This is a genomic window from Rhodococcus sp. NFXS4, from assembly GCF_058139645.1.
This window is the reverse complement of sequence record NZ_CP192221.1, coordinates 3,332,344-3,358,798: the sequence shown is the minus strand read 5'-3', so window position 1 is coordinate 3,358,798 and position 26,455 is coordinate 3,332,344. Positions and strand designations below refer to the sequence as shown.

General features: G+C 68.8%; 27 protein-coding genes and 1 tRNA gene. 16 read left to right on the top strand and 12 right to left on the bottom strand.

Annotated elements, in window-relative coordinates; genetic code table 11:
• Positions 1–50: 50 nt before the first annotated feature.
• Complete coding sequence (locus J4E04_RS15750) at positions 51–1,604, bottom strand: HNH endonuclease signature motif containing protein (RefSeq protein WP_490148982.1); 1,554 nt, start codon at positions 1,602–1,604, stop codon at positions 51–53.
• A gap of 407 nt (positions 1,605–2,011) precedes the next feature.
• On the bottom strand, positions 2,012–2,251 hold the full coding sequence (locus tag J4E04_RS15745; RefSeq protein ID WP_027504121.1) for a hypothetical protein: 240 nt from the start codon (positions 2,249–2,251) through the stop codon (positions 2,012–2,014).
• Positions 2,252–2,324: 73 nt separating this feature from the next.
• Between J4E04_RS15745 and J4E04_RS15740 the strand changes: the two genes are divergently transcribed.
• The 7 genes from J4E04_RS15740 to J4E04_RS15710 all read left to right on the top strand — a co-directional run bounded on the left by J4E04_RS15740 (position 2,325) and on the right by J4E04_RS15710 (position 9,883).
• The gene (locus tag J4E04_RS15740; protein ID WP_490148981.1) at positions 2,325–3,470 is read left to right on the top strand and encodes a lipase family protein; all 1,146 of its coding nucleotides are present in this window, start codon (positions 2,325–2,327) and stop codon (positions 3,468–3,470) included.
• A 59-nt stretch (positions 3,471–3,529) separates the two neighbouring features.
• Positions 3,530–4,216: a response regulator transcription factor gene (locus J4E04_RS15735; protein ID WP_027504120.1), complete on the top strand. Its 687-nt coding sequence runs from the start codon at positions 3,530–3,532 to the stop codon at positions 4,214–4,216.
• Between the two features lie 71 nt (positions 4,217–4,287).
• Positions 4,288–5,760: a HAMP domain-containing sensor histidine kinase gene (locus J4E04_RS15730; RefSeq protein WP_231476140.1), complete on the top strand. Its 1,473-nt coding sequence runs from the start codon at positions 4,288–4,290 to the stop codon at positions 5,758–5,760.
• Positions 5,761–5,801: 41 nt separating this feature from the next.
• Positions 5,802–7,178 carry a S1C family serine protease gene (locus J4E04_RS15725; RefSeq protein WP_490148980.1) on the top strand — a complete coding sequence of 459 codons (1,377 nt, stop codon included), beginning with the start codon at positions 5,802–5,804 and terminating at the stop codon, positions 7,176–7,178.
• Positions 7,179–7,273: 95 nt separating this feature from the next.
• Entirely contained in the window at positions 7,274–7,768 is a 495-nt protein-coding gene (locus J4E04_RS15720; protein ID WP_197027709.1) for a MogA/MoaB family molybdenum cofactor biosynthesis protein, read from the top strand.
• 803 nt (positions 7,769–8,571) lie between these two features.
• Positions 8,572–9,213: an MspA family porin gene (locus J4E04_RS15715; protein WP_490148979.1), complete on the top strand. Its 642-nt coding sequence runs from the start codon at positions 8,572–8,574 to the stop codon at positions 9,211–9,213.
• 247 nt (positions 9,214–9,460) lie between these two features.
• Complete coding sequence (locus tag J4E04_RS15710; protein ID WP_056447534.1) at positions 9,461–9,883, top strand: hypothetical protein; 423 nt, start codon at positions 9,461–9,463, stop codon at positions 9,881–9,883.
• 80 nt (positions 9,884–9,963) lie between these two features.
• On the opposite strand, the gene mscL is transcribed toward J4E04_RS15710, so the two are convergent.
• The 4 genes from mscL to J4E04_RS15690 all read right to left on the bottom strand — a co-directional run bounded on the left by mscL (position 9,964) and on the right by J4E04_RS15690 (position 12,286).
• Entirely contained in the window at positions 9,964–10,410 is a 447-nt protein-coding gene (gene mscL / locus J4E04_RS15705) for a large-conductance mechanosensitive channel protein MscL (RefSeq protein ID WP_037183963.1), read from the bottom strand.
• 101 nt (positions 10,411–10,511) lie between these two features.
• The gene (locus J4E04_RS15700; RefSeq protein ID WP_490148978.1) at positions 10,512–11,168 is read right to left on the bottom strand and encodes an SAF domain-containing protein; all 657 of its coding nucleotides are present in this window, start codon (positions 11,166–11,168) and stop codon (positions 10,512–10,514) included.
• Between the two features lie 89 nt (positions 11,169–11,257).
• Positions 11,258–11,593 (bottom strand): FmdB family zinc ribbon protein, encoded by a 336-nt coding sequence (locus tag J4E04_RS15695; protein ID WP_490148977.1) that lies wholly within the window; start codon positions 11,591–11,593, stop codon positions 11,258–11,260.
• A gap of 93 nt (positions 11,594–11,686) precedes the next feature.
• Entirely contained in the window at positions 11,687–12,286 is a 600-nt protein-coding gene (locus J4E04_RS15690; RefSeq protein WP_373428394.1) for a 5-formyltetrahydrofolate cyclo-ligase, read from the bottom strand.
• 63 nt (positions 12,287–12,349) lie between these two features.
• Here J4E04_RS15690 and J4E04_RS15685 point away from each other — a divergent pair, with 63 nt between their 5' ends.
• The 5 genes from J4E04_RS15685 (at position 12,350) to J4E04_RS15665 (ending at position 16,388) form a co-directional block, all read left to right on the top strand.
• Positions 12,350–13,306, top strand: coding sequence for a UTP--glucose-1-phosphate uridylyltransferase (locus tag J4E04_RS15685; protein WP_051612960.1), 957 nt, complete (start codon positions 12,350–12,352; stop codon positions 13,304–13,306).
• A gap of 32 nt (positions 13,307–13,338) precedes the next feature.
• The gene (glp, locus tag J4E04_RS15680) at positions 13,339–14,595 is read left to right on the top strand and encodes a molybdotransferase-like divisome protein Glp (RefSeq protein WP_490148976.1); all 1,257 of its coding nucleotides are present in this window, start codon (positions 13,339–13,341) and stop codon (positions 14,593–14,595) included.
• Positions 14,596–14,626: 31 nt separating this feature from the next.
• A complete protein-coding gene (locus J4E04_RS15675) occupies positions 14,627–15,277 on the top strand; it encodes a GNAT family N-acetyltransferase (protein ID WP_027504111.1) in 651 nt (216 codons plus the stop codon).
• Positions 15,278–15,485: 208 nt separating this feature from the next.
• Positions 15,486–16,250: a divisome protein SepX/GlpR gene (gene sepX, locus J4E04_RS15670; protein WP_204866441.1), complete on the top strand. Its 765-nt coding sequence runs from the start codon at positions 15,486–15,488 to the stop codon at positions 16,248–16,250.
• A 62-nt stretch (positions 16,251–16,312) separates the two neighbouring features.
• Positions 16,313–16,388 (top strand) — tRNA-Ala (locus J4E04_RS15665).
• A gap of 13 nt (positions 16,389–16,401) precedes the next feature.
• Here the strand turns inward: J4E04_RS15665 and J4E04_RS15660 are convergent.
• Positions 16,402–17,151 carry an 8-oxoguanine DNA glycosylase OGG fold protein gene (locus J4E04_RS15660; protein WP_156380407.1) on the bottom strand — a complete coding sequence of 250 codons (750 nt, stop codon included), beginning with the start codon at positions 17,149–17,151 and terminating at the stop codon, positions 16,402–16,404.
• A gap of 149 nt (positions 17,152–17,300) precedes the next feature.
• Between J4E04_RS15660 and J4E04_RS15655 the strand changes: the two genes are divergently transcribed.
• From J4E04_RS15655 to J4E04_RS15645, 3 genes are read left to right on the top strand one after another with little or no spacing between them, the layout of a single operon-like run.
• A complete protein-coding gene (locus tag J4E04_RS15655) occupies positions 17,301–18,632 on the top strand; it encodes an MFS transporter (protein WP_222627659.1) in 1,332 nt (443 codons plus the stop codon).
• A 44-nt stretch (positions 18,633–18,676) separates the two neighbouring features.
• The gene (locus tag J4E04_RS15650) at positions 18,677–19,351 is read left to right on the top strand and encodes a response regulator transcription factor (protein WP_490148975.1); all 675 of its coding nucleotides are present in this window, start codon (positions 18,677–18,679) and stop codon (positions 19,349–19,351) included.
• Positions 19,348–20,733 carry a sensor histidine kinase gene (locus tag J4E04_RS15645; protein ID WP_490148974.1) on the top strand — a complete coding sequence of 462 codons (1,386 nt, stop codon included), beginning with the start codon at positions 19,348–19,350 and terminating at the stop codon, positions 20,731–20,733. Before J4E04_RS15650 ends, J4E04_RS15645 begins: the two co-directional genes overlap by 4 nt.
• Here the strand turns inward: J4E04_RS15645 and J4E04_RS15640 are convergent.
• The 5 genes from J4E04_RS15640 to J4E04_RS15620 form a co-directional block, all read right to left on the bottom strand.
• Positions 20,660–21,634 (bottom strand): TAXI family TRAP transporter solute-binding subunit, encoded by a 975-nt coding sequence (locus J4E04_RS15640; RefSeq protein WP_490148973.1) that lies wholly within the window; start codon positions 21,632–21,634, stop codon positions 20,660–20,662. The genes J4E04_RS15645 and J4E04_RS15640 overlap by 74 nt on opposite strands.
• Before the next feature lie 28 nt (positions 21,635–21,662).
• Positions 21,663–22,157 (bottom strand): type II toxin-antitoxin system RatA family toxin, encoded by a 495-nt coding sequence (locus tag J4E04_RS15635; RefSeq protein ID WP_051612957.1) that lies wholly within the window; start codon positions 22,155–22,157, stop codon positions 21,663–21,665.
• 26 nt (positions 22,158–22,183) lie between these two features.
• Positions 22,184–23,218 (bottom strand): SDR family oxidoreductase, encoded by a 1,035-nt coding sequence (locus tag J4E04_RS15630; protein WP_490148972.1) that lies wholly within the window; start codon positions 23,216–23,218, stop codon positions 22,184–22,186.
• Entirely contained in the window at positions 23,215–24,459 is a 1,245-nt protein-coding gene (locus tag J4E04_RS15625) for an aspartate aminotransferase family protein (protein WP_307095328.1), read from the bottom strand. Before J4E04_RS15625 ends, J4E04_RS15630 begins: the two co-directional genes overlap by 4 nt.
• A gap of 248 nt (positions 24,460–24,707) precedes the next feature.
• Entirely contained in the window at positions 24,708–25,250 is a 543-nt protein-coding gene (locus tag J4E04_RS15620) for a CGNR zinc finger domain-containing protein (RefSeq protein ID WP_027504105.1), read from the bottom strand.
• Between the two features lie 59 nt (positions 25,251–25,309).
• On the opposite strand from J4E04_RS15620, the gene J4E04_RS15615 reads away from it, so the two are divergent.
• Positions 25,310–26,332, top strand: a complete 1,023-nt coding sequence (locus J4E04_RS15615) for an EamA family transporter (protein ID WP_082544602.1) — start codon at positions 25,310–25,312, stop codon at positions 26,330–26,332.
• Positions 26,333–26,455 lie beyond the last annotated feature (123 nt).

Sequence of the window (26,455 nt, the reverse complement as noted above, 5' to 3'; positions counted from 1 at the left end):
GGCGCAGTGTCGAACCTGAGGTCGCCCTCGGCTCACCGTCTCGGATTCGATCAGTCGTCCGGGGGCGGCGCGAGGTGCCGTTCCGGGAAGTTCAGGTGGTTCGGGATGCCGTGCCGACCCTCGTCGATGACGGCAGGCGGATGCCACAGCACTGTGCCCGGGTACGGATGACTCGGGGGAGCGGTGCTGGTGGCCCACTGGCCGGCACGTTCGCCGACGAGCGGATGGTGGACGTCGCACGCCAGCGCGAGGTCGTCGATGTCGGTCAGGCCGCCCGCCGCCCAGTCGTCGACATGGTGGGCCTCGCACCGTGACGCGGGGGCCGAGCATCCCGGCCCGGTGCAGCCGCGGTCGCGGGCGAACAGGGCGAGCCGCTGGTCGGTGCTCGCGCACCGGCGGGCTCGGGCGAAGTGCAGCGTGCTGCCGGTGGCCCCGTCGAAGACGCGGAGGTAGTGGTGCGCCTCGGCCGCGAGCCTGACGACATCGGCCACCGGGACCGTGGATCCGGTGGCGGTGAGTCCAAGACCTGCTGCGGCGGTGAGCTGGTCGAGTGACACCGACACGACCACGGACAGGGGCAGCCCACGATGCTGTCCGTGTCGACCCGAGGCCAGCACGTCCTTCAGGAGGTAGGTCAGTGCATCGTGATTGCGCTGGCCGGGGGTGCGGTGGTCCCACTGGGCCTCGCGGTCGTCCGACCCTTCCGCGCTGTCGGCCGGTTGTCCTGCGTCGCCGGACGGGACAGCGTCGGTGGGGGTCGTGTCATCGTTCGGGGGCGGGGCGTCGAGATCGACTGAACCGTCGGGAGCGTTCGTTCCGGGTGCCGCGAACTTGGCGAGGAACGCGTCGAGCAGGGCGCGCAGCACCGGGTCGACGCAGAAGCGGCCGGTCGACATCGAATCGGGACCCTGGGGGTCGATCTCGAAGAAGCGCTTCCTGGCGCGGTCGCGATCGTCGGGCTCCGCTCCGTCGGGATCGAGGTATTCGGTGAGGCGCGTCGCGATGGCCGTGAGCTCCTCCGGTCCGACCGTGCGCGCAAGGTCGGCGAGAGTCTGCTCGGCGGCGTCGCGCGTCTCGGCATCGACGGCGTGAGGGAGCTTCTTCAGGAACGAGCGGATGATCGAGACGTGTGCGTCGGCCAGCGCGCCGTCCCGCGCTGCCGCGGCCGTGTGGGTCAACGGCGGATCGAGCGTCTCACCCGTCATGGTCGTTCCGGTGCCGAGATCGCGTGCCACGGCAAGGCGGGATGCCGCGGCAGCCGTGGTGATGCGCAGCATGTGCGCCAGTGCGTGCGGAACACCGCTCGCGCCGATCGCACCGAGCACTGAGTCGAATCCCGAGCCGGCCACCAGGCCGTTGAGCCAGGTGTGTGACGCGCCGGTGAGCAGGCGCCGGGTGTTCTCGGCCCCGCAGACCAGCGCCAGTCGGTCCTCGCTGGTGAGCGTCGACGCGTCGAGCATGGCGATGCCCTCGACCGCGGAGCCGAGCTGGGCGAGTAGCGCGCACACGCGGGGATCGTCGACAGGTGCGGCCACAGCAGGCAGCGCGCCGACACGTCGGCCCATCTGCACCTGCCAGGCCGACCCTGGATCCCCCGATTCCATGACTTCAGACTACATGGATTAGAACATATGTTCGATAGTAGATGTCACCGAATACGGACAGAGAACTGCCCACCGTTCACAGGTGAACGGTGGGCAGTCGTCGATGTGCGTCGGTGTCAGCGCGAACGGTAGCTGTGCGACATCTGGCGTCCCCGGAAGTCCAGGTCGCGTCCGCCGGACAACAGTGCGACCGCGAGTGCTGCCGCGCCGACGAGTGTCAGTGTGATCATCATGTGTTTCCTCCGATCGTGCTGAGGTCGGTTCCCCTGACCGGCCCCGGCGGGAGCGTGTCCCGCCGTGCTCCATGATTGCCCGCTGCGAGGTGGTTTCCACCGGAATGAGGGGCACCCCACGTGGTGCCGATCGGGGCGACGGCGGTCACAACTGAGTGTGACGCGAGGTCACGGCTACTCGCGTAGGCCGTCCGCCAGCTCGAAGACCCGGCCCACGTAGCGGGAGACGAAGACGTCGAGCGCGTGGTCGGACAACTCCAGGCACCCCACCCGTCGGAACCAGTGTTCGAGGTCCACCAGCTTGTCGCCGAGGGCCACCCGGTGGTCGTCGAGCGCCCGGAGCTCGTCCGCGACCGCGCGCAGCTCGAGCACCTTGTCATTCACCGAACTCTGCGTCGCACCCACCTCGTCCATGACTGAAGAGCGTAGCCGTGATCGAACGTATGTTCTAGTCCGGAATCCGGTGCCGGAGCGGTACGGTGACGCCGTGCCGAACCGCTCCCGCCGCCTGCTGCGCGCCTTGGTGACCCTGACCGCCACGACGTCCGTCGCGCTGACCCTCACGGGTGTGGCGCAGGCGCAGGACCGTGATCCGGGCACTTTCGTCGGATCGACAGCGTCACCGGCCCCGATTCCGGGAAGTGTCGACGCCCGGCGCATCACCTACTGGTCGGTGGGCTCGCAGAACGAGCCGGCCCTGAGTACCGGTGGCGTCTATCTGCCGCCCGGCGAGGCGCCCCAAGGTGGCTGGCCTGTCATCGCGTGGGCCCACGGCACGTCCGGGCTCGGCGACGACTGCGCTCCGTCGGTCGTCGGCCCCACGTTGCCGGACCGCGACTTCCCGTACCTCCAGACGTGGCTGAACCGCGGCTACGCGATCGTCGCCACGGACTACGTGGGACTCGGTACCCCCGGAGTGATGCCGTACCTGGACGGCAAGGTGCAGGCGCACAGCGTCGTCGACAGTGTCGCTGCTGCAAGGGAACTGGAGCCGACGCTGTCGAATCGCTGGGTCGCGATCGGCCAGTCCCAGGGCGGCGGCGCCGCGGTGACCACCGCGCGGTACGCCACCGAGTACGGCGGCGACGGCCTGGACTACCTCGGCGCCGTCGGGACCGGCGTGCCCGCCAACATCGAACTCGTTCTGCTTCCGCTCGGGCCCGGAGTCCCGCCCGTCGCGATTCCGGACGGTCTGACGTCGTACGTCTTCTACATCCTGGCGGGGTTGCGTGCCGCCCATCCGGAGATCGATCTGAACTCCTACCTGACTCCGCTCGGCCGGCAGTGGGTGGACACCGCCGAGACGCAGTGCGCGAACCCGTTCCACGATGCGGTGTCCGGGTTGCGACTGGGCGACATGTTCTCGCGGCCGTTGGCGCAGATCCCGAACGTGTACGGACTGCTGAACGACTACATGGGTGTGCCCACCTCCGGGTACGACCGTCCCGTCTTCATCGGCCAGGGTCTGCGGGACGTCGATGTGCCGGCACCGTCCGCCCTGTCGCTCGCGGCGGCCATGACGGCCAACGGCGAACCGCTGACCTTCCGGACCTACCCGGGCGACCACAGTCAGACGTTCCGTGACTCGCAGCCCGATGCGATCGCGTTCGTCGACCGGCTGTTCGGGCGCTGACACCGGCCGCCCCTGTGTCCTCTCAGCAGCGTCTCAGTCGTCGGGGCGACACTGTTCCCATGCGTGTACTGGTGACCGACGACGATCGTGCCGTCCGAGAATCGCTGCGACGGTCGCTGACGTTCAACGGGTACACCGTGGACCTGGCCACCGACGGTCTCGACGCGCTCGAGAAGGTCGCGGCCGAGCGACCGGACGCGCTGGTCCTCGACGTGATGATGCCCCGGCTCGACGGGCTCGAGGTGTGCCGTCGCCTGCGCAGCACGGGAGACGACCTGCCGATCCTGGTCCTGACGGCTCGTGACTCCGTGTCCGAGCGGGTGGCGGGTCTCGATGCCGGGGCGGACGACTACCTGCCCAAACCGTTCGCGCTCGAGGAGCTGCTGGCACGGCTGCGCGCACTCTTGCGACGCACCGGTGGGGAACTGGGTCCGGACAGCGAGGCCATGACGTTCGCCGATCTGTCACTCGACCCCGTCACGCGCGAGGTGCGACGGGGCGAACGGCCCATCAGCCTGACCCGCACCGAGTTCTCGTTGCTCGAGATGCTGCTCGCCAACCCCCGACGGGTGCTCAGCCGGAGCCGCATCCTCGAGGAGGTGTGGGGCTACGACTTCCCGACGTCGGGCAACGCCCTCGAGGTGTACGTCGGGTATCTGCGGCGCAAGACCGAGGCCGACGGCGAGACTCGTCTCATCCACACCGTCCGCGGTGTGGGTTACGTGCTGCGGGAAACGCCTCCGTGATGGTTGCTCCCTTCGGCCGTCGGCGGGGCGAGGTCGGGACCGACAAGGGGCGCGCGGCACAGGACGGACTCATGCGTCCTCCGATGCCCCTCACTCGCTCGGTGTCCCTGCGGTGGCGTGTCACGCTGCTCGCGGCGTCCGTGGTGGCCATCGCGGTCGCCGTCATGGCGATCGCCGCGTACGCGGTGGTGTCCCGCGCGCTGTACGGCGACGTCGACAACCAGCTGCGTACCCGGGCTAGTGCGCTGATCGAGACCAACCTCGTCGCCTTCGATCCCCGGTACGTCGCGGGCGCCACGCTCTACAGCACCGATGTCAGTGTCGCGCTGATCTTTCCGGACCTGACGAAGTACATCCCGCCGGGTTCGATCGTGCCCATCGGTGACCCGGAGATGGACGTCGCGCTGGGACAGTCGACCTCGTCGCTGCGCACCACCTCGGGAGCTCGCGTTCTCGCGGAGCGCACGCAGACCGGGAGCACGCTGGTGATCGCACAGCGGCTCGCTCCCACCGGCCAGGTCCTGGATCGACTGGCCTGGGTGCTGTTCGTCGTGGGCGGCTGTGGCGTCGTCCTCGCGGCGGTGGCCGGCACGGCGGTGGGACGCACCGGTCTGCGACCCATCGGACGGCTGACGGCGGCGGCCGAGCGTGTCGCCCGAACCGACGACCTGACGCCCATTCCGGTGACGGGCAACGACGAACTCGCCCGCCTCACCGACAGTTTCAACACGATGCTGCGGGCGCTCGCCGAGTCGCGGGCGCGGCAGAGTCGACTCGTGGCGGACGCGGGTCACGAACTACGGACCCCGCTGACGTCGTTGCGCACCAACATGGAACTGCTGATCGCGTCGAGTCGGCCGGGTGCGCCGCGCATCCCGGAGCAGGACATGGCGGAGCTGCGTCTCGACGTGGTGGCGCAGATCGAGGAACTGTCCACGCTCGTCGGCGATCTGGTCGACCTGGCACGTGAGGACGCCCCGGAGAACGTCTTCGAACGTGTCGACATGGCCGATGTCGTCGAGCGCAGCCTGGAGCGAGTTCGGAGGCGTCGCAACGAGATCGACTTCGACTCGATGACCACACCGTGGATCCTGTACGGCGACCAGGCAGGTCTGTCCCGCGCCGTCCTCAACGTGCTCGACAACGCGGCCAAGTGGAGTCCGTCGGGCGCCACCGTGCACGTGGCGATGATCGCCCGGCCCGACGGCCTGCTCGAACTCACCGTGTCCGACGCGGGTCCGGGTATCGCGCCCGAGGAACGAGAGCTGGTGTTCGAACGCTTCTACCGGTCCACCGCGTCGCGGTCGATGCCCGGATCGGGACTGGGTCTGGCGATCGTGCGCCAGGTGGTGCTCAAGCACGGCGGAACCATCGCGGTCGAGGACTCGGTCACCGGCGGCACCCTGATTCGAATCGTTCTCCCGGGGGAATCCGCCGGTCCGCAGGATCTGCTGGGAACAGGATCGCAGGACCCACAGGCCACTGACACGATGATCTCAGCGCCCTCTCAGTCCGGCGGAGCATCGTCGATCAGGACGACGTGAGGTGACCGGTGCGAGCCGGTCATGGAGATGGAGCGAAACGCATGAACGAGGACCGCACCACTGGTGACACCGGCAGCGACGGCGCATCGGAGCCCACCGCGCAGCAGCCCGCGTACGGGGGACAGACACAGCCCCAGTACACAGGGTGGGACGGTCGACAGTCGGGTCAACACCAGGCCGGTCAACACCAGGCGGGTCAACACCAGCAGCCCCACAACCCGTATCAGCAGCCTCATCAGCAGGGACAGAACCCCTACCAGCAGAACCCGTACCAGCAGCCGCAGTACTACGGCGGGACGGCGCCGGCGACCACGTCGCGGAAGCCGGGGCGTGCAGCCCTCGTCGCAGGCGCCATCGCCCTGGCCCTGGTGAGCGGTGGAGTCGGCGGCGCGGTCGGCGCCATCGCCGCGGACGGCGGCAACGGTGGCGTGACCAACGCCCTCAATCAGCCCGTCACGCAGGCGAACCCGGCCGCCAACGCCCCCGACGGTTCGGTGCAGGCCGTGGCCGGCAAGGTGCTCCCCAGCGTGGTCCAGATCCAGGTGGCGGGCCGCACCGCCGAGGGTGAGGGGTCCGGCGTGATCCTCTCCTCCGACGGCCTCATCCTGACGAACAACCACGTCGTGTCCGGCGCGGGTGCGAACGCCCAGCTGACCGTCTCCTTCAACGACGGATCCACGTCGTCGGCGACGGTGGTCGGTGCGGACGCGTCCTCGGACATCGCGGTGATCAAGGCGCAGGGTCGCAGCAACCTGACGCCCATCGAGCTCGGCACCTCGGACGGTCTGCAGGTGGGTCAGGGTGTCGTGGCCGTCGGATCGCCGCTCGGCCTCGCCGGCACGGTGACCTCCGGCATCATCTCGTCGCTCAACCGCCCGGTCGCGACCAGTGGCGAGTCGACGGACCAGACCACGGTGATCGACGCGATCCAGACCGACGCGGCCATCAACCCCGGCAACTCGGGCGGCGCGCTCGTGGACATGAACGGCAAGCTGGTCGGCGTCAACAGCGCCATCGCGACGTTGGGAGCGGGCGCCAGCTCGTCCGAGTCGCAGAGCGGGTCCATCGGCCTCGGCTTCGCCATCCCCGTCGACCAGGCGCGCCGCATCGCCGACGAGCTGGTACAGACCGGCAAGGCGACGCAGGCGATCATCGGCATCAGCGTCCCGAGCCGCGACGACGCCAACGGAGCCACGGTCATGGCCGTCACCGACGGCGGGCCGGCCGCGCAGGCGGGCATCCCGACCGGTGCAGTGGTCACCAAGGTCGACGACCGCGTCATCGCCAGCGGCGACGCACTCATCGCGGCGGTCCGCTCGCACGCCCCCGGCGACCAGGTCTCGGTGACCTACACACAGGGTGGCAACGAGCAGACCGTGCAGGTCACGCTCGGGACGGCCCCGAGCGGAGGCAACTGATGAAGCGACCCCGGATCGTCCGTGACCGTGGGCACCTCACGCCCATCGTCGGGCACATCGAGTCTCCGTCGGGCCCGGGCATTACGGTGAGCGACATGACTATGGATGCAGCCGTGGCCGGACGTGCGCTCGTCGTGATCGTCGACGACCGCACGGCTCACGGAGATGCCGACTCGACCGGACCTCTGGTCAACGAACTGCTGACCGAGGCGGGCTTCCTCGTGGACGGTGTCGTCGTGGTCAGCAACGACGAGGTGGACGTGCGCAACGCACTGAACACCGCGGTCATCGGCGGCGTCGACCTGGTGGTCTCCGTCGGCGGCACCGGCACGTCGCCACGCGACGTCACCCCGGACGCGACGGCCGAGGTGCTCGACCGTGAACTCCTCGGCATCAGTGAGGCGCTCCGCTCCTCCGGACTTGCGGCGGGGTCGCTCGACGCCGGCCTGTCCCGCGGGCTCGCCGGAGTGTCCGGCAGCACGCTGGTGGTCAACTTGGCCGGGAGCCGCGCGGCCGTCCGCGACGGAATGGCGACGCTGACGCCCCTCGCCGCCCATGTCATCGGTGAGTTGTCCAGCCTTGACGGCTGACGACCCCCAGAAGAACAACCCTCGAGCCGGCGACGCAACACCTGTCGATCCGGACTCCGAGGACACTGCGAGCCGGGCCCGTGCACGACGGGCCCGGCTCGCTCGTGTGTTCGGCGATGTTCTTCCCGAGTCGACTCGAGACGACGGAACGTCGGGCGAACCACATCGAGGTGATTCGTCCTCGGGCTCGGAGGAGTGGTTGAGGAGCCAGAGGCCTCCGCATTACGAATAGTTTTGTGTGATCCACATCACTGGGAGTTACCACAGTGCGAACCCGGTGTTGCCTGTCTGTTAACCGCGAATTCGTCTGAATTCGGACGACCTCCCCGAGAGTTACCGAAGGGTAGATGTGACTGGTGTGACTGGCAACCCCCGTCGAGCAGTGGTTCCGCTCGGGGTCGAGTCGAATAACGCCCACGTCACGGGCACCCGGGTACCCGATTAGCACAGTCCGACGACGTTTCGCGCCATTGGAGCTGCGGCGCGTCGTGCGGCCAAAACGCTTGTGACGCACGTTCACACGCACGAAACGTGGACGGCGGTTTTCGGACGCAACGCCGCGAACGTAGGGATTGTCACGGTCCGAATCACCCTCTAAGGTTTCGCTCAGGTTCAACGGTGGATGCTGAATCGATACGAGGACGCGTCCAACTTGTGTTCCTGCACTGCCCGACGCGTAAGCCATGAGCTTGCAGTCGCCGCCTGATACGGTTCGCTCGCACGCGAACCGCTCGGGAGGACGTCAGAGCCCGACAGCGCACCCGAGGCGAACACGCCGCGGGACGAACATGATGAGGAAGTACATGACCGTAATTCAGAAGCCGCGGCGCAGCCGGGGGCTCAAGTCCATGCGTACCGCAGTGGTCGCCAGTGCCGCAGTCGTCGGCCTGGTCGTCGGTGGCGGCTCGGCATCTGCAGCAGTCGACGATTCGAACTCCGTCGTCGACGGTGGTGGCAACACCATCACGGTCTCGCAGGCCGACACCTTCATCAACAGCGTCTTCCCGCTCGACGGAAGCCCCCTCACCCGTGAGTGGTTCCACAACGGTCGCGCCATCGTCGAGGTCACCGGCCCCGACGCTGCCGACTTCGAGGGTGACATCACCCTCGGCTACCAGTTCGGCTACCCGGCTTCGCTGGGTGGAGAACTGACCTTCAGCTACAGCACCCCGCAGCTCGAGCTGGGCCTCGACGGAACCGGCACCGTCTCGGACATCCTCCCGCAGGTCGGCACCACGGTCACCCTCGAGCCGGGCCCCGGCATCGAGGACGTCGAGGTCGGCACCGGCTCGGCTTCGGGCGAGCGCACCGAGATCCAGATCTCGAACGTGCACGGCACCGCGACCAACATCGCCGGCAACGTCTCGGTTCGCCCGTACGTGAAGGTCGTCTCCAGCAATGGCGACACCGCAGTCACCTACGGCAAGCCGTGGCGCTTCAACTGATCCTGGCCCAGCCAGTATCAGTTGCCTGCTGATCGGTAGTCCGCTGCCACAGCAGATCTGATCACAGACGAAGCCCCATCCGGGCCATCCGGGTGGGGCTTCGTCATGTTCGTGAGGCGTGACAATTGCGTGCGACAGGGGTCGGTGGCATGTCACGAGCATCCGAAGGTGCACCGCCCCACTGCGTTCCGACGTCCACGCATCCTGTTGAATGGTCGGCATGAACTCCGGTACCGCGACTCGTGTGATGACTGCAGCTTTCGCCCTCACGGCCCTGGTGGGCCTGTCCGCCTGCAGCAGCGGGGATTCCGGGACGTCCGACGACTCGTCCGAGAACGCCACCGCCTGCACTGATTTCGAGACCACGTACGACCAGTTCACCGCCCTCGTCAAGGCCGGCCCGGCCGACACGGACGTCCAGACCTGGACCGACGCGAAGACCGCCGAGATGCAGAAGTTCCAGCCTCTCGCGGACACCGCCACCGGTGATGTCGAGTCCTCGCTCAGCACGCTCATCGGTGCGCTACCCGCCGATTCCCTCGAACTCACCGAGCCGGACAGCTCGTCCGGTCAGGCGTTCGTCGACAACTCGACGGCAGTGGTCGACGCCTGCTCCGCGGCCGGCACCGCGATCACCCTCGACGAGTTCCCGCTGGTCAAGTTCAACTGATCCCGCTCGTTCGAACAGACGACGAAGGGCTCGTCCTCACCGCACGGTGAGGACGAGCCCTTCGTCGTGTCTGCGGGTGACTACGTGGTGGTGGTGCCCGGCGTCGTGTTGCCGGTGATGCCGTCCGAGGTGGTCTTGACGCCGTCGGACCGGCCCTCCGCCAGAAGGTCCCGGATCTGGATCAGGATGTCCTGATCGCTCAGAGCCTTCTCCTTCTTCGTCGCGAAGCGGTTCTTCGCGGTGTTCACCGGGAGGATGAGCACGAAGTAGACGACCGCCGCGATGATGACGAAGTTGATCACCGCGGTGATGACGGCCCCGATGTTCACGAATGTCGCGTCGTTGCCGGAGCGGATCAGGAAGCCCCAGCCCAGCTCGTTGCTCGCCCCGATGGACGAGATCAACGGGTTCACGATGTTGGTGGTGAATGCGGTGACGATGGCCGTGAAGGCCGCACCGATGACCACTGCGACCGCGAGGTCGACCACGTTCCCGCGCAGCAGGAAGTCCTTGAAGCCCTTCAACATGCGATCCGCCCCTACTCTCGTCGATCATGGATTGAGCCACGACGAGAGTAACCGACCAGCGCGTCTCGATGGGCGCGGCGAAGCCCGGGACCCGGCAACGGTCACCGCAGCAGGACCGTCAGTGCATCGGAAAGCGACGCAGCGGCGACGGCCGACGCGTCGTCCGCGCGCAGGGCGACCAGAACGAGCTGGTCGCGTCGAGACACGCCCGAGCCCGGGGCGGAGACCATCACCACGGTGGCGCTCTCGGCGATCACCCCGGACGGGGACGTGTCGTCCGGCGCCGCCCGCACGACGTCGACCACGTCGCCGGCTCGAAGCAGTTGCGCCAGCTCGGGATCCGCGAGGCGGATCGGCACGATGCGGGCGTCACCGGACGGCAGGGTGGCGGACGCCAGCCGAGGCCCCAGCAGTCGGACATCGGTGAGCGCCTCGCCGGATCGGACGGGTCCGGCGACAGTCCGTCCCACCGCGTCGTCCACCGACCGCAGCGTTCCGTCCGCGAGCAGGGACGAATCGACGCGGGTCACCGTGACGTCGGCGGCCGTGAGTGAGGTGCCGGGAGCGACGTCCGTGGCGGTCACGACGACCGGGACCTCGGTCCGCGACGGATCGGTTCGATAGGCCGAGACGACAGCGAGCCCCACGAGAGCAGCGGCGAGGATGCGTCGAGCGGCAGATGACCGCAGACGCGGCGGGAGAGGCGGGATACGGTCGAACAGGCGCGCGCTCAGCGGGTGATCGACCGTGGGAGACATGACGCGACCGTAGAACGCGGGCGACGCAGGACGCCGCCAGGTTTCACGGTGCCCGGGGACAGCGGTTCGACGCTCCCCGGGTCGGACGATCAGCTTGCGGCGGCGGGGGTGGAGGTGCTGCTCGACTTCTTTTCACTCGAGGTGGTCGAGGTCGAGTCGGACTTCGTGTCGCTCTTCTTCTCGCTCGAGCTCTTGCTGTCCGAGGAGCTGCCGGAGTCGGACGAGCCCGACTCGCTGCTGCTCGAACTGCCGCGGCTGTCGTTGCGGTAGAAGCCGCTGCCCTTGAAGACGATGCCCACGGTGTTGAACAGCTTGCGAAGCTTGCCGGAGCACGCGGGGCAGACCGTCAACGAGTCGTCCGTGAACTTCTGGACGATGTCGAACCGGTTGTCACACTCGGTGCACGCATAAGAGTAGGTAGGCACGTTTCCTCCGCTGTCGGTCCCTGACTGGCACTCTACAGTCGACAGTGCCAGCGTCGGCAATCGAGGCAACGTCCGTGCAGGTGGCGCTATTCCTCAGCCGCGGCTGTCGTGGCCGAGCCGCTGCAGCCCCGACAGCGGCGTCAACACGTGGGTCATGCGCACGTCGTGCGTCTCGGTGGGCAGCGCGTCGACCAGGTCGTCGTCGTACACCACGCCCACCAGCCACGCGTCGGGCCGGACGGCATCGAGTGTGCGGTCGTAGAAGCCGGCGCCTCGGCCGAGGCGACCGCCGCTGCGATCGACGGCGAGTGCGGGTACCAACACGATCGACGCGTCCGCGACGGTCTCGGGAGGAAGCGTCGGGCCGGACGGTTCGCGCAAGCCGTACGCGGCCGCGACGAGCGAGTCGGGTCCGCGGTACTCGGCCCAGGACAGCGGCCCCGGTTCACGCGCGACGGGCAGCAGCACTCGCAGTCCGGCGGCCAGTGCGGAGTCGAGCATGCTCGCATCACCGGGCTCGCTACCCACCGGTACGTAGGCGGCGAGAGTGTCGCCGCCGCGCTCCCGCGCATCGGAGGCCAAAACCGACACGGCGTGAGAGAGTGCCTCTGATGCCCGCTCTCGTGCGTGGACGTCTCGCTGCTTGCGGGCAGTGAGTATGCGTGTCCTCCACTCGAGTTTGTCGTCACTGATCACGGGGGAAACCCCAGTGTCTCGCGAAGGACGATTCGCGGTCTACATGGATAGGGTGTGCGCATGAGCTCAGCAAACAGTGAGTCCGTGGCCGGTGGCAAGAAGCCGTCGTTCCGTACGGCCGTCGTACCCGCTGCAGGCATGGGAACACGTTTCCTCCCCGCCACGAAAACGGTACCGAAAGAGCTACTGCCGGTGGTCGATACGCCCGGAATCGAGCTCGTCGCCGGAGAAGCTGCCGATTCCGGCGCGCAGCGCCTCGTCATCGTCACCTCGCCCGGCAAGGACGGTGTGGTCGCCCACTTCGTCGAGGATCTGGTGCTGGAGAACAAGCTCGAGGCGAGCGGCAAGCTCGAGATGCTCGAGAAGGTCCGTGTCGCGCCCGGTCTTCTCGACGTCCAGTCAGTGATCCAGGCGGAGCCATTGGGTCTCGGACACGCCGTCGCGTGCGCCGAGGAGGTGCTCGACGACGACGAGGACGCGATCGCAGTGCTGCTCCCGGACGACCTGGTGATGCCGCGGGGTGTGCTCGACGTGATGTCGCGGGTGCGTGCCAAGCGCGGCGGAACGGTGTTGTGCGCCATCGAGGTTCCCGAGGACGCGGTGTCCGCGTACGGAGTGTTCGACACCGAGATCGTGCCCGACGCAGTGAACCCCAACGTGCTCAAGGTCAACGGCATGGTGGAGAAGCCCAAGAAGGAGGACGCGCCGTCGAACTACGCGGCGGCCGGCCGATACCTTCTGGACCGGGCCATCTTCGATGCGTTGCGACGCATCCAGCCCGGCGCCGGTGGCGAGTTGCAGCTCACCGACGCCATCGCTCTCCTCATCGAGGAGGGTCATCCGGTACATGTGGTGGTGCACCGCGGAGTGAGACACGACCTCGGAAATCCCGGGGGTTACCTCCGCGCTGCGGTTGACTTCGCACTGGAACGCGAAGATTACGGTCCGGCATTGCGCGAGTGGCTCCAGGAGCGCTTGAGCGACAGCTGGGCACCGGAGCTCACGACCTACGAGTGACGCCCGGTCGACACGGATGACGGAAGGTGCGGATGCGCTCGGTTGAGGAGCAGCAGTCGAGAGTGACGGCTGCAGCGGTTGCCCCCCGGCCGGTGCGAGTCGCCATCTCCGAGGCGCAGGGTCTGCTGTGCGCGGAGGAAGTGGTGACCGAGCGCCCGCTGCCCGGGTTCGATCAGGCAGCCATCGACGGCTACGCGGTCCGCAGTGTGGACATCGCTGCCGCGGGGTCGGCCACCGACGACGACGGCGCGCCCGTCGACATCTCGCTGCCCGTGGTGGGCGAGGTCTCGGCGGGGTCGCGTCAGCCCATCCGTCTGCAGCCGCGGCAGGCGGTGCGCGTCGACACGGGTGCACCGCTGCCCACCCTCGCGGATGCCGTTCTGCCCGTGGATCGAGCGAAGTTCGCGCGCGGCCGCATCGAGGTGCTCGCACCCGTGCGTTCCGGAGAGTACGTGCGCCGCATCGGTGACGACGTGCAGCCCGGCGACGTCGCCGTGCGGTCCGGGACCATCATCGGCGCAGCGCAGGTCGGGCTCCTCGCAGCCGTGGGCCGCGACAAGGTCCTGGTGCATCCCCGTCCCCGCCTCTCGGTCATCTCGATCGGCGGCGAACTCGTCGACATCGAACGCACACCGGGCCAGGGCCAGGTGTACGACGTGAACAGCTACGCCCTCGCTGCCGCGGCGCGGGACGCGGGCGCGGACGTCAACCGCATCGGCATCGTCAGCGGTGACGCGAAGCGGCTGCGCGAGGTGGTGGAAGGGCAGCTCATCCGCTCCGAGATCGTCGTCATCGCCGGAGCCGTCGGCGGCAGCGCGTCCGAGGAGATCCGCGAGGCGCTGGAGGACTTCGGCGACATCGAGGTCGGCCGCGTGGCCATGCACCCCGGATCGGTGCAGGGCTTCGGCCAGCTCGGTCGCGACGAGGTACCCACCTTCCTGTTGCCGTCCAACCCGGTGAGTGCGCTCGTCGTCTTCGAGGTGATGGTGCGGCCGCTCGTGCGCATCGCGCTCGGTCGACGCCAGCCCATGCGCCGCATCGTCACGGCCCGCACCGTCGGACCCATCACGTCCATCGCCGGGCGCCGCGCCTACCTGCGCGGCCAGCTCATGCGGGACGAGGGCACGGGGGAGTACCTCGTGCAGGCACTCGGCGGTGCTCCCGGCAGCTCGTCGCACCTGCTGGCGACGCTGGCGGAGGCCAACTGCCTGGTCATGGTCGACCCCGAGGTGACCGAGGTGCGGACCGGCGAAGAGGTCGACGTCGCATTCCTCGCGCAGCGCGGCTGACGCTCCGTCCTCTTCGCTAAGGTTTCGAAGTATGCCGCGATCGTGGTCGAGCCATCCCGGATGGCCGGCGAAGCTGGGACCTCTCGTGGTTCCCGCGGGCGAGGTGACGGTCCGACCGGTACGTCTGCGTGACGCCGCGGTGTGGTCGCGGACCCGCATCGACAACCGCGCGCACCTCGAACCCTGGGAGCCCACCGGTGAGGCGCCGTGGGACATGCGGCACGCGATGTCGTCGTGGCCGCCCCTGTTCTCGAGCCTCAAGGCCGAGGCCCGGCGCGGGATGATGCTGCCCTTCGCCATCGAACTGAACGGCACCTTCGTCGGGCAGCTGACTGTCGGCAACATCGTCCGCGGAGCCCTTCGATCGGCGTGGATCGGCTACTGGGTGGCCAAGGACGTCGGCGGGCAGGGGGTTGCCACGGCAGCACTCGCACTCGGCGTCGACCACTGCTTCTCGTCGGCCGGGCTGCACCGGCTCGAAGCCACCGTGCGGCCGGAAAACGCTGCCAGCCAAGCGGTTCTGCGCAACGTCGGGTTCCGCCAGGAGGGCCTGCTGCAGAGGTACCTCGACGTGGACGGTGCGTGGCGCGACCACATCCTCGTCGCCATGACGGTGGGGGAGACGCCCGGAACGGTGGCGGACGTGCTGGTGCGCAGTGGTCGGGCGGCGTGGGCTCGGTAGTCGCCTTGCGATTCCCGTAGGGCTTCCGTGTTCCCGCGCGTGCTGCAGTGTCCGCGGGAACACGCAAGCACTACGGGAAGCGCGGGCCTGTGACTGGAGTGACATGAGTGCACTCGTGTTCGGCGCGTCGTCGTCGGCGGTTCACCGCTCCCCACTACGCTGACGTGCAAGCTCACATGAATGTGATTCACGTCAGGAGGTGGTGGGTGTGCCCAATTCGGTGATCTGGATCGGCCTCGTCGCCATCTGGCTGTTCGTGCTCGTGCCGATGGTGGTGAAATCGCGCCCGCGCATCCGCCGCACCACCGACGTCGCGCTCGCGACACGGGTCCTGCACCGGGGCGGAGCGCGGCTCCGCGTCGATCCCGGTCCCGCGGCAGGGCACCGCAGCGACCCCGACTGGCGCCCGTCCGACGACGACCTGCACTCGACCGACTCGCTTTCGGAGGATCCGATGGAGACCCAGCACGGCCACGAGAGCGACGAGCACGTCGACGAGTACTTCTCGGAGGACTTCGTGCCGCAGCGACGCGGCCGCGGCGGCTTCGATCCCGAGGCCGACGCCATCGCCCGCGCCGCCCGCTACGCGTTCCGTCAGCGCACGGTGCTCGGCTCCGTGTTCGTCATCGCGATGTCTGCAGCGCTGGGATTCCTTGCGAGCCCGATCTTCTGGTGGGTCTTCGCCGTCACCATCGTCGGGCTGTCGTCCTACCTGTTCTACCTCCGCCGCCAGGTGCGCATCGAGGAGGACATCCGTCGTCGTCGTATGCAGCGTCTGCAGCGCTCGCGCCTCGGTGTCGAGTCCAGCACCGACCCGGAGCTCAAGCTCACTCCCGAGCGCCTGCGTCGTCCTGGCGCCGTGGTGCTCGAGGTGGACGACGAGGACCCGGCGTTCGACCATCTCGAGCACTACGACGAGCACGTCGGCGACTCCCACCTCGACGTCCGCATGCGCCGCGCAGCGGGGGAGTGACCGGATTTCTGGCAGTCCCGCGGGGCTGCTAGAGTTCGAGACGATCCTGGTTCGCCGGGTCAGGGGCTGTGGCGCAGTTGGTAGCGCGTCTCGTTCGCATCGAGAAGGTCAGGGGTTCGATTCCCCTCAGCTCCACCACGTTCGACTCTGGTCACAGCGCATCGCGGAACTCGTCCAGGAACGGCGACGGCGTCTCCCGTCGGATCCGCCACGACCGCACCAGCCACATCTCGACGAGCTCGGGCCGTACGCGGCCCAGTCTCGCCCACTCGTCGAGCACCTCGCAGTAGTCGAGGTAGCGCCGCACGGTCATGGCCGACACCGAGGGATTGTCCACCCACCCCAGGTGCACGAGTTCCGACAGCGCCTGCTGGTCGAGGAGTTGCGGGCGGTGCAGCATGTTCTCCGACCCGATCGCCCACACGTACAGGGACATCGGAACGCGCCCGAATCCCGTGGCCCTCGGCCAGCCCGACCAGTCCCGGTGCGGACCGACGTCGATGAGCGCCGGCGCGCGGCGGCACTCGTCCAGTGCCTGCCGAACACCGTGCAGCCGACGGTCGCCGGCCGGCTCCTCGAGGTCCCGCGCATCGGGGAAGCGGCGAGCGCGGTCTCGGTCTCGATGACCGACGAGCCATGCGGCGCAGTGGTAGACGGTGGTCAGATCGCACCCGCTCCCGATGGTCTGCAGATCGCCGCGCCGCAGGAACCCGGTGCCGGTCTCGACGACATCTCCGTCCAGACCTCGGGCGCGGACCCGCACCGGGATGCGCGCGCTCGTGAGCCGACTGTTCCACCAGTCGAGGTCGATCTCCGCGAGATCACCCAGCACGTCGTATTCGTACGAACGGGTGCTGCACCACGCGAGGCACGCTTCGGGGAGCGCCGGCGTCGTCGTCATGTCGGCGATGGTGGCAGGTCCCACCGACAGCCTCGGTCGGGTTTGCAAAGTGTCTGTAAAGACTGCCCGCAGCCGTGCCTCGTATGGCACCGGTCACACCTAGTGTTCGTTCGGTGCATCCCCTGCACCGGACCGAAAGGTGACCATCCATGGCCACGACAGCCATCCCCGCGGGGCCTCCCTCGACGAAGCGGGCGGTGTTCAACACCATCCGTGGATCACTCGGCAACCTCGTCGAGTGGTACGACGTGTACGTCTACACGGTCTTCGCGTCGTACCTGCAGTCGAGCTTCTTCGCCGACGGTGAGCCCAACGCGGGCATCTACACGATGGGCATCTTCGCGATCACCTTCGTGATGCGCCCGATCGGGTCGTGGTTCTTCGGTCGGTACGCGGACCGGCACGGGCGTCGTCCCGCGCTGGTGTTCAGCATCTCGCTCATGGCGGGCTCGTCCCTGCTCATCGCGCTGACCCCGACGGCCGCGTCCATCGGGTCGGCCGCCGTGGTCATGCTCGTCCTCTGCCGCCTGCTGCAGGGCTTCGCGACGGGTGGCGAGTACGGCACGTCGGCGACGTACATGTCCGAGGCGGCGACGCCGGGGCTGCGCGGATTCTTCTCCTCGTTCCAGTACGTCACCCTGGTGGGCGGTCACGTCCTCGCCCAGGTCACACTGCTGATTCAGCAGAGCGTCCTGACCGACGAACAGATCGCCTCCTTCGGCTGGCGCATCGCGTTCGGTATCGGCGCCCTCGGCGCCGTGGTCGTGCTGTTCCTGCGTCGGAGCATGGACGAATCCCTGCAGACCGAGGTCGACGGCAAGCGCAGCGGCTCGATGACCGAACTGTTCACCGCGTATCCGAAGCAGCTGCTCATCTGCTTCCTCGTCACCCTCGGCGGCACCGTCGCGTTCTACACCTACAGCGTCAACGGGCCGCTCATCGTCAAGAGCACCTACGCCGATCAGGGCATGACGGCGACGTGGATCAACCTCGCGGCGCTGGTGCTGCTCATGGTGATCCAGCCACTCGGCGGACTGCTGAGCGACAAGATCGGGCGCAAGCCGCTGCTCGTCGGGTTCGGCATCGCGGGTGTGCTGTGGTCGTGGACCTTCCTGAACCTGCTGCCGCGCGTCGAGACGCCGATGGTGTCCTTCCTGCTGCTCGCCGGCACCTACGTCATCCTCACCGGCTACACCTCGATCAACGCGATCGTGAAGGCGGAACTGTTCCCGGCGCACGTGCGCGCTCTGGGGCTGGGACTCGGCTACGCACTGGCCAATTCGATGTTCGGTGGCACGGCTCCGGTGATTTACGAGGCCGCCAAGGAGAACGATGCGCTCGACGCCTTCGGCATCTACGTCACCATCGCCATCGGTGTCTCGCTCGTCGTGTACGTCTTCGTCCTGAAGAACCGCGCACCGACCTTCCTGGACGCCGAGCAGGCACGCCGAGCGGACAGGAACGAGGCGGCAGTGTCCTGAGGTCCGTGCGTTAGGCTTTCCGCGCCGGACGGGAGGGCCTGACGATGCAGATTCTCGTCGTCGAGGACGACCTCGGAGTCGCCGACGCACTCACACAGTCGCTGCGTCGGCAGGGCTGGGCGGTGCGGCACGCCGCGACCGGGACCGCGGCGCTCGACATGGTGGACGACGCCGATCTCGTCCTGCTCGACATGGGGCTCCCGGATCACGACGGCCTGTGGGTCTGCCGCCGGATCCGGGAGCACTCGTCCGTTCCCATCGTGGCGCTCACGGCGCGGCGCACCGAGGATTCCGTGATCGGCGCTCTGCGTGCGGGTGTCGACGACTACGTCACCAAGCCCTACAGCTTCGCGGTGCTGCTCGCACGGCTGGACGCGGTCGTGCGGCGCAGCGTCGGACGCGTCGCCACCGAGCCGGCCGTCGATCTCGGCTTCGACCTCGCTCGGGACACCCGCCAGGTCACCGCACCCGACGGCTCCGTGCGCACGCTCACCGCGAAGGAATGCGAACTGCTCGTGGCACTCTCCCGCACACCGGACCGCCCCGTGAGCCGCGCCGCGCTCATGGAGGAGGTGTGGGACACGACGTGGGTGGGTGCGTCGCGCACACTCGACGTCCACGTCGCGTCACTGCGGAACAAGCTGAAGGACGTCGCCCGGATCGAGTCGGTGCGCGGTGTCGGCTATCGACTGGTCGCTCCCGCCGAGCCCGACGCGTGAGGAGACGGCTGCTCGCACTGGCGATCACGTTGACGGCCGCCGTGCTGGCGGCTCTCGTCGCGCCGCTCGTGGCCGCCCACGCGGAGGAACGGGCGATCACCATCCACGAACGGCGTCTGGCCGCCGCGACCCGGTTCGCCACCCTGGCCGACAGCGTCGGTGACGCGAGCTCACTGGGACCCGATCTGATGCGGTACGGCGAGGTCACGGAGAGCACCCGCACGTGGATCGTCGACATCGACGGATCGGTGCTCGCACCTGCCGGCTCGGATCTGCCGGCCGACGTGCCGGGTCTGGCGGGCGCGGTACGCGACGCGCTCGCGGGAACACCGACCTCCGCTCCGACTGCGCTGTGGCCGTGGCAGACCGAGCCGTTGATCGTCGCGACGCCCATCGGCCGGGACGCGCAGATCCTCGGTGCCGTCGTCATGCTGGAGGACACATCGGCCGCGCGGGACAACGTGCAGCGAGCGATGGTGCTCGCCGCGGCGGGCGGCGCCGTCGTCCTCGCGCTCGTCGCCTGGCTCGTGGGAGTGCCACTCGTCGGCTGGGTGGTGCGGCCGGTCGACGATCTGACCACCCGCGTCGAGCAGCTGTCCCGTGGCCGCACTCCGACCGAGGGACGCCACGTCGGGCCTCCCGAACTCCGGCGGCTCGCGGAGTCGTTCGACGACATGGCGGCGAACGTGGAGCACTCCCGGCAGCAGCAGCGCGAACTGGTCGCGGACGTGTCGCATCAGTTGGCCAATCCGCTGACGGCACTGCGGCTCCGGCTCGAGAACCTGGCCGTGGACGATCCGGCCGTCGAACCGGTGCTCGCCGAGACCGAACGCATGGCGCGCTCACTCGACGCGGTGATCGAGATCAGCCGCGCGGGAGGCTTCGACCGACGCTCCTCCGAGGTGGACGTCGCCCGGCAGCTTCGCGAGCGGGTCGCGCTGTGGGCGCCGTTGTTCGGGGATCTGCTGACCGTCCGGGTCGACGTCGACACCGCCCCGGCGTTCCTGGAGGAGGACCTCGTCCCCACGGTCCTCGACGTCCTGCTGGACAACGCCCTGAAGTACGCGGAGGGTCGGTCCGTCGACGTCTCGCTGGAGCAGGCCGGCGACGCGTGGCGAGTGACGGTGCGCGATCACGGTGACGGCGTCAGTGCCGCCGAAGCCGCCGAGCTGGGGCGGCGCTTCCATCGACTCGACCGGCACGCCGGCGTCGAGGGCACCGGACTGGGTCTCGCGATCGTCGTCCTCCGCATCCGCGACGCCGACGGGGACGTGGTCTTCGACCCCGCCGATCCCGGCCTGCGGACGGTCATCTCACTTCCCGCGCGTCTCGATCGCGGAACCACCGCAGCGCCCCCGGATGCAGCGGGACCGGCTGGGTGAACATCCCGGCGGCGACGGTCGGCTGCCGGACGTCGGGGACGGTTCGTGCGATCGCGTCCTGACGGTCGAAGACGACGGACGTGAACCCGTAGGCCGTGTCCTCGCGGAGCGTCGGCGTCGCGATGAGGTAGGTCTTCACGCTGACAGTCTGGACGGCGGCGGGCAGACGGTACGGCCCGGCCGGCAGCGGACCGGTGACGTACTGCGGACCCCACGTCGACACGAGTCCCTCGACCAGTCCACCGAGATCCAGCGCGCGGACCGGTGTGCGCGCGCCCAGCTCGACCAGTGCCCGCACCGGGAACCCGCTGACGAAGGCCAGCGCGTCGACGCGTCCGGTGCTCAGCGCCGCCGTCGCCTCGCCGAGCGGTTGCGCGACGAAGTCGACGTCCGCCGTGTCCACTCCTGCTGCGGCCAGGCACCTCTCGGTCACCGACCGGGTACCCGAGTCGGTCTGGCCCGCGCTCAGGCGCACGCCCGTCAGATCCTGGATGCCCGTGACCGGGGAATCCACCGGGACGAGGATCTGCAGGAAGCTGTCGTAGAGCCGGGCCAGCGCGGTCAGGGGGACCGGGGAGTCGAAGGCTCCCTCGCCGCGCACCGCGTCGAGCGCCGTGTCGCCGAGACAGAACGCGACGTCCGCGGTGCCCGACGAGAGGTCGAGCACGTTTCCCACGGAGCCGCCGGTCACGACGACCTCCGAGCGCACACCCGGCAGCACCTGCGTGGCCTCTGTGCGCAGAGCCGCGCCGTACTCGTCGAACACCGCACCCACGTTGCCGGTGGCGATGCGCAGTCGGCCGGAAGCGTCCTGCCACCACGTGTCTCGGGAACACCCCGCCAGGGCGCCGGCGGCCGCAGCCGCGCCGGCCCCGCGGAGGAACTGCCGTCGGCCGAGCACGCGTTCAGCATAGGCCGGGGCCGGTCCGTCAGCGCTGAGTGAGCCGCGACCCGGTCTCGACGGAGACGACGCCCGAGCCGAAGAGCCCGTCGACGATCTGGTGCACGCCGGTGGCCAGTTCCTGTGCGGCGACCGGATTGAGCATGTCGGCCATCGACGGGATGCCGATGTCGACGGCGGCGTCGAAGGCCATCTCGACGGCGCCGTCGCCGGTCTCCCGCACCGCCCACCGGCCGTCGAACGATCCCAGATCGCCGCTCGACTGCTCGAAGGTGACGGTGCGGCCGGGCACGTCGACGGTGTCCGTCTCGACCCACTGCAGCAGACCGCCGCGGAAGTGGGTCGACCACGACGACGATCGGACGTACCCGGCCGCGTCCCGCGACTCGGGATCCGTCACGGTGATGCGGTCGACCATGGGTACGTGATCGCCGAATGAGGCGAAGTCGCTGACCCGATCGAACACGTCGTCCGGAGTGACGCCGGTGAGGGTGGCGATCACACTGATGATGCTGGGGGACATGAGAACTCCTCGAATGGAATCGACGGTCAGGCGGACTGCAGGACGGGATAGGCGCCGGGGGAGCGCTCCACCAGATGTCGGGCGGTGAGGCGGGCGGAGCGTTCGATGGTGCCCGCCGTCTGCGCGGGAGGGAGGGGTCCGGACCCGAGCGACGTGGGAAACGGGCTGGTGTTGAACAGGTTCGCGACGGAGGCGAGGAGATTGGCGAACTTCGTCTGCGACGCGGGGTCGAGCAGGTCGAAGAAGGCCGGCTTCCACAGGCGCTGGAACACGTCCGGGTGCAGCCGGCGAGGCGCGTCCACCGCGATCCCGAGGCGGGTCGCCTCGTCGACCAGCACGGCGACGAGCGAGTCGATGTCCAGTGCCGCGGCCCCGCTGGTGACCCACACGTGCTCGCGGTCGTACTGCCGCGGGTGGTTCACCACCGTCGCGATCGACCGTGCGACGACGTCGCGCGGCACGAAGTCGTACTGCAGCGCGTCCTCGCACAGGACGACCGGCAACGTCCCGCGCAGGAAGGCGCGCACGAGGGTGTGCAGCCCCTGCAACTCGGAGATCTCACCGGTCTCGGAATCGCCGCACACGATGGACGGGCGGACGATGGTCCAGTCGAGGCCGCTGCTCCGCACGAGATCCTCGCCGTCCCTCTTGCTGGCGATGTACGCACCGGGGTGCATGGTGGCGAGTCCGCCGGTGACGTCCGGGATCACGGGTTGGCCGACGAAGGCGGTGCTGACGTGCACCAGGCGTGCCGACGCGTCCCGGGAGAGCTCCACGATGTGGCGGACTCCGTCGACGTTGACGGCCCGGGTGGACGCGTCGTCGATCCCGAAGTCCACGACGCCGGCGCAGTGCACGACGGTGTCCACGTCGCGGGTGAGGGCGGACCACGTCCGGTCGTCGAGTCCGAGGTGTGGCGCGCGGAGGTCGCCGCGGACAGTGATCCCCGAGTGCTGCACGGCCCGTCGACCTTCCAGCACGACGACGTCGTGGTCCTCGGTGAGGGCGCGGAGCGTCGGCAGTCCGACGACGCCGGAGGCTCCGGTCAGCAGAATCGTCATCGGTGTCCTTTCGAGAACGTCTCGCGCAGTGCGTCGCCGACGGCGGTGAGCATCCAGTCGACATCAGCCTCGGTCATCGTGGCCGGGGGAGTGAAACGCACGACTGGACTGGCGTTCAGGGAGTGGTTGGCCACGACGCGCCGGTCGAGCAGCGCGAGCAGGAAGCGGCCGGCGGTGCCGGCGTCGCCGAAGTCCAGCCCGATGAGCAACCCTCGACCGCGGACCTCCACGGTTCCGAGATCCGCTGTGAGTATGCGCAACTCGTCGAGCAGTCGTCCGCCCGTCCGTGCGGATCGCGCCACCAGCTTCTCGTCGTCGATGACCTCGAGCGCGGCGCACGCGGCCGCCATCCCCAGCGGCGCACCGGAGAAGGTCGACGTGTGGATGCCGAAGTCGATGTCGAAGGCACGGAAGGCGCGCGGTGTCGCGACGGCGGCCGACACGGGAATCACGCCGCCGCCCAGACTCTTTCCCACGAGGACGATGTCGGCGTCGACGGCGTCCCGCTCGCTCTCCCACATCAGGCCGGTGCGTCCGAGGCCGGTCATGATCTCGTCGATCACGAGGAGGGCTCCGCGTTCACGGCACAGTGCCGAGGCGACCGCGAGGTAGTTGCGGGGCGGCAGCACGACCCCGCCCTCGCCCTGCACGGGTTCGAGGACCACGCAGGCGTCTGAGGCGTCGTCGCCGAGTGCGTCCGACAGTGCCTGGACGTCGCCGTACGGAACTGTGGTCGCCGCGGTGAACAGTCGACGGAACGGGTTCTGATACGACGGATTCGCCGTGAGGGCGAGCGCGCCGAGGGTCTTGCCGTGGTAGCCGCGGCTCGCCCCGATCAGGCGATGGTGGCCGGCGCTACAGGCCATCTTGACGGCGGCTTCGGTGGCCTCGGTTCCGGAGGCGCCGAAGTAGACCTTCGACAGCGGGTCCGGCAGGCGGGCCGCCAGTGCCGCCGCGGCCTCGGCCACCCGAGGTTCGAGCAGGGTGCGGGTGGAGACGGGATGGCGTCCGAGCTGGGCGATCACCGCGTCGACGACGCGGGGATGCCGGGCGCCGAGCAGGAGGGTCCCGTACCCGCCGCAGTTGAGGTACTCGACGTCGTCGGTCGACCACAGTCTGGCTCCGAGCGAGCGGTCCTCGACGATGTCGCCCAGCATGGAGGCCACGCGTGCACGAGACTCGGACAGATGCGCGCGGGTGTGGCTCTGCACCCGCCCGTCGAGGGACGTCGAGATCGACATGGTGTGGCTCCCGAGACGAGGAGAAGCGATGAGGCGTGCGGCCCGGCGGGCCGCCGCGATCACCGACGGTAACCCCGGCTGCAGGTGGCGTCAAAGCCACCGATGAGTCGTATGATGTTGCGCCACAACCGATGGAGCGAACCACCGTTATCCTGTGGGGCAGCTCCGAGTGGCTGGTCCGGTGACCACGGAGTGAATCCGGATCATCAGAAATTGTGCGAATATCGGTTCACCGGGACCGGCCGTCGTCAGATCTTCTTGCGGGCCCGGTACGCGGCGACGTTGGCGCGGTTGCCGCAGTTTCCGGTGTCGCAGTACCGCCTCGATCGGTTGCGGGACAGGTCGACGAGCACCGCGTCGCAGTCCGGTGCGTCGCACAGGCGGAGCCGCTCGAGCTCGTCCGACCGCACCATGTCGGCGAGGGCGACGGCGGTCTCGGCCGTCATGCGATCGGCGAGGGGCGCGTCGTCGTCGCTGACGTGCATGTGCCAGCCCCAGTCGCCGTGGCGGGTGAGGTACGGCCGGGCGTCGGATGCGGCCAGCATCGCGTTGACGACGGGTACGACGGCGTCGGGTTCGCCCGTCTCCCACAGCGCCCGCCAGGCCGGGCGCAGGGCCCGCACGGCGTCGAGTTCCTCCTGTGTGCCGTCGCGGCGCCCCGTCCACTCGTGCTCGTCGAGCATCGACGACAGGGTGCTCACGTCAGGGAGGTGGTCCTCGCCGTTCGCGGCGGTGTTGATCAGCGCCGCCGCCCAGACGAGGGCGGTGCGTGTGTCATGAGCAAAAAGCATTTGACTCCTGACCTTCCGGGTCTCTAGTGTCATGACCAATCTACAGTTACGGTCATGACATGACGGGCGACGTACCCGACGGTGTGGCCGGATCCTCGAAAGGGCCGCTCATGGTGTCCTCCCGTTCCGGTGTCGCGTTCGCCGTGACCTCCGCGATCGCGTTCGGAATGTCGGGCCCGTTCGCGAAGGCGCTCACCGACACCGGGTGGTCGCCCGAGTCCGCGGTGCTCGCTCGCATCGTGGGCGGTGCGGTGATCCTCCTGCCCGTCGTCGTCCTGCTGCGCCGCGGCGCACTCCGCGGGGTGCTCTCGGCTCCCGTCACCGTCGTCGCGTACGGCGTCGTCGCGGTGGCAGGAGCCCAGGTCTGCTTCTTCAATGCGATCCAACACCTCTCGGTGGGTGTCGCACTCATGCTCGAGTACCTCGGGCCGGTCCTGGTGATCGGCTGGATCTGGATCACCACCCGGCGGCGCCCCCGCCCGACGACGATGGCGGGTGTCGCACTCGCGCTCGGTGGTGCGCTCGTCGTGCTCGACGTGTTCGACGGCGCCGTGTTCGATCCTGTCGGCGTGCTCTGGGGACTGTCCGCCGCCGTGTGTCTCGCGTTCTACTTCGTGGTGTCCGCGAAACAGGGTGACGCCGTCGATCCGTTGGTTCTCTCGGCCGCCGGACTGGCGGTGGGCGCCATTGTGGTCGGCGTCGCCGGAATGCTGGGAATGGTTCCGTTGCAGGTGTCGACGAACGACGTCGCTCTCGACGGCCGGGCGTGGCCGTGGTGGACTGCCGTCGCAGTGCTCGCCCTGGTCTCCGCAGCCGTCGCGTACGTTTTCGGGATCATGGCGTCCCGCGCCCTCGGGGCATCGACCGCATCGGTGATCGCGCTGGTCGAGGTGCTGTGCGCGGTGGTTGCGGCGTGGCTCCTGCTCGGCGAGACGGTGTCTCTCACTCAAATCGCAGGTGGTGCAGCAATTCTGACGGGAGCCGCCGTGGTGCAGTGGCGGTCCGATGCACCGCCGCCCGTGGAGGCGTTGCCGGCCTCGGCAGGAATGGACGGATCTCACGGGGTATCCGTTCTCCCCTGACGCGGCACTGTATGGTGAGGGCGCGTCGTGGTATTCGGCGGGTGGGCACTTCTCCGGGCGGGGTCGCGAGTGCCGGTCCGCCGGAATGTCAGTGACCACCACGCGGACATCGAAGCCGTTGCA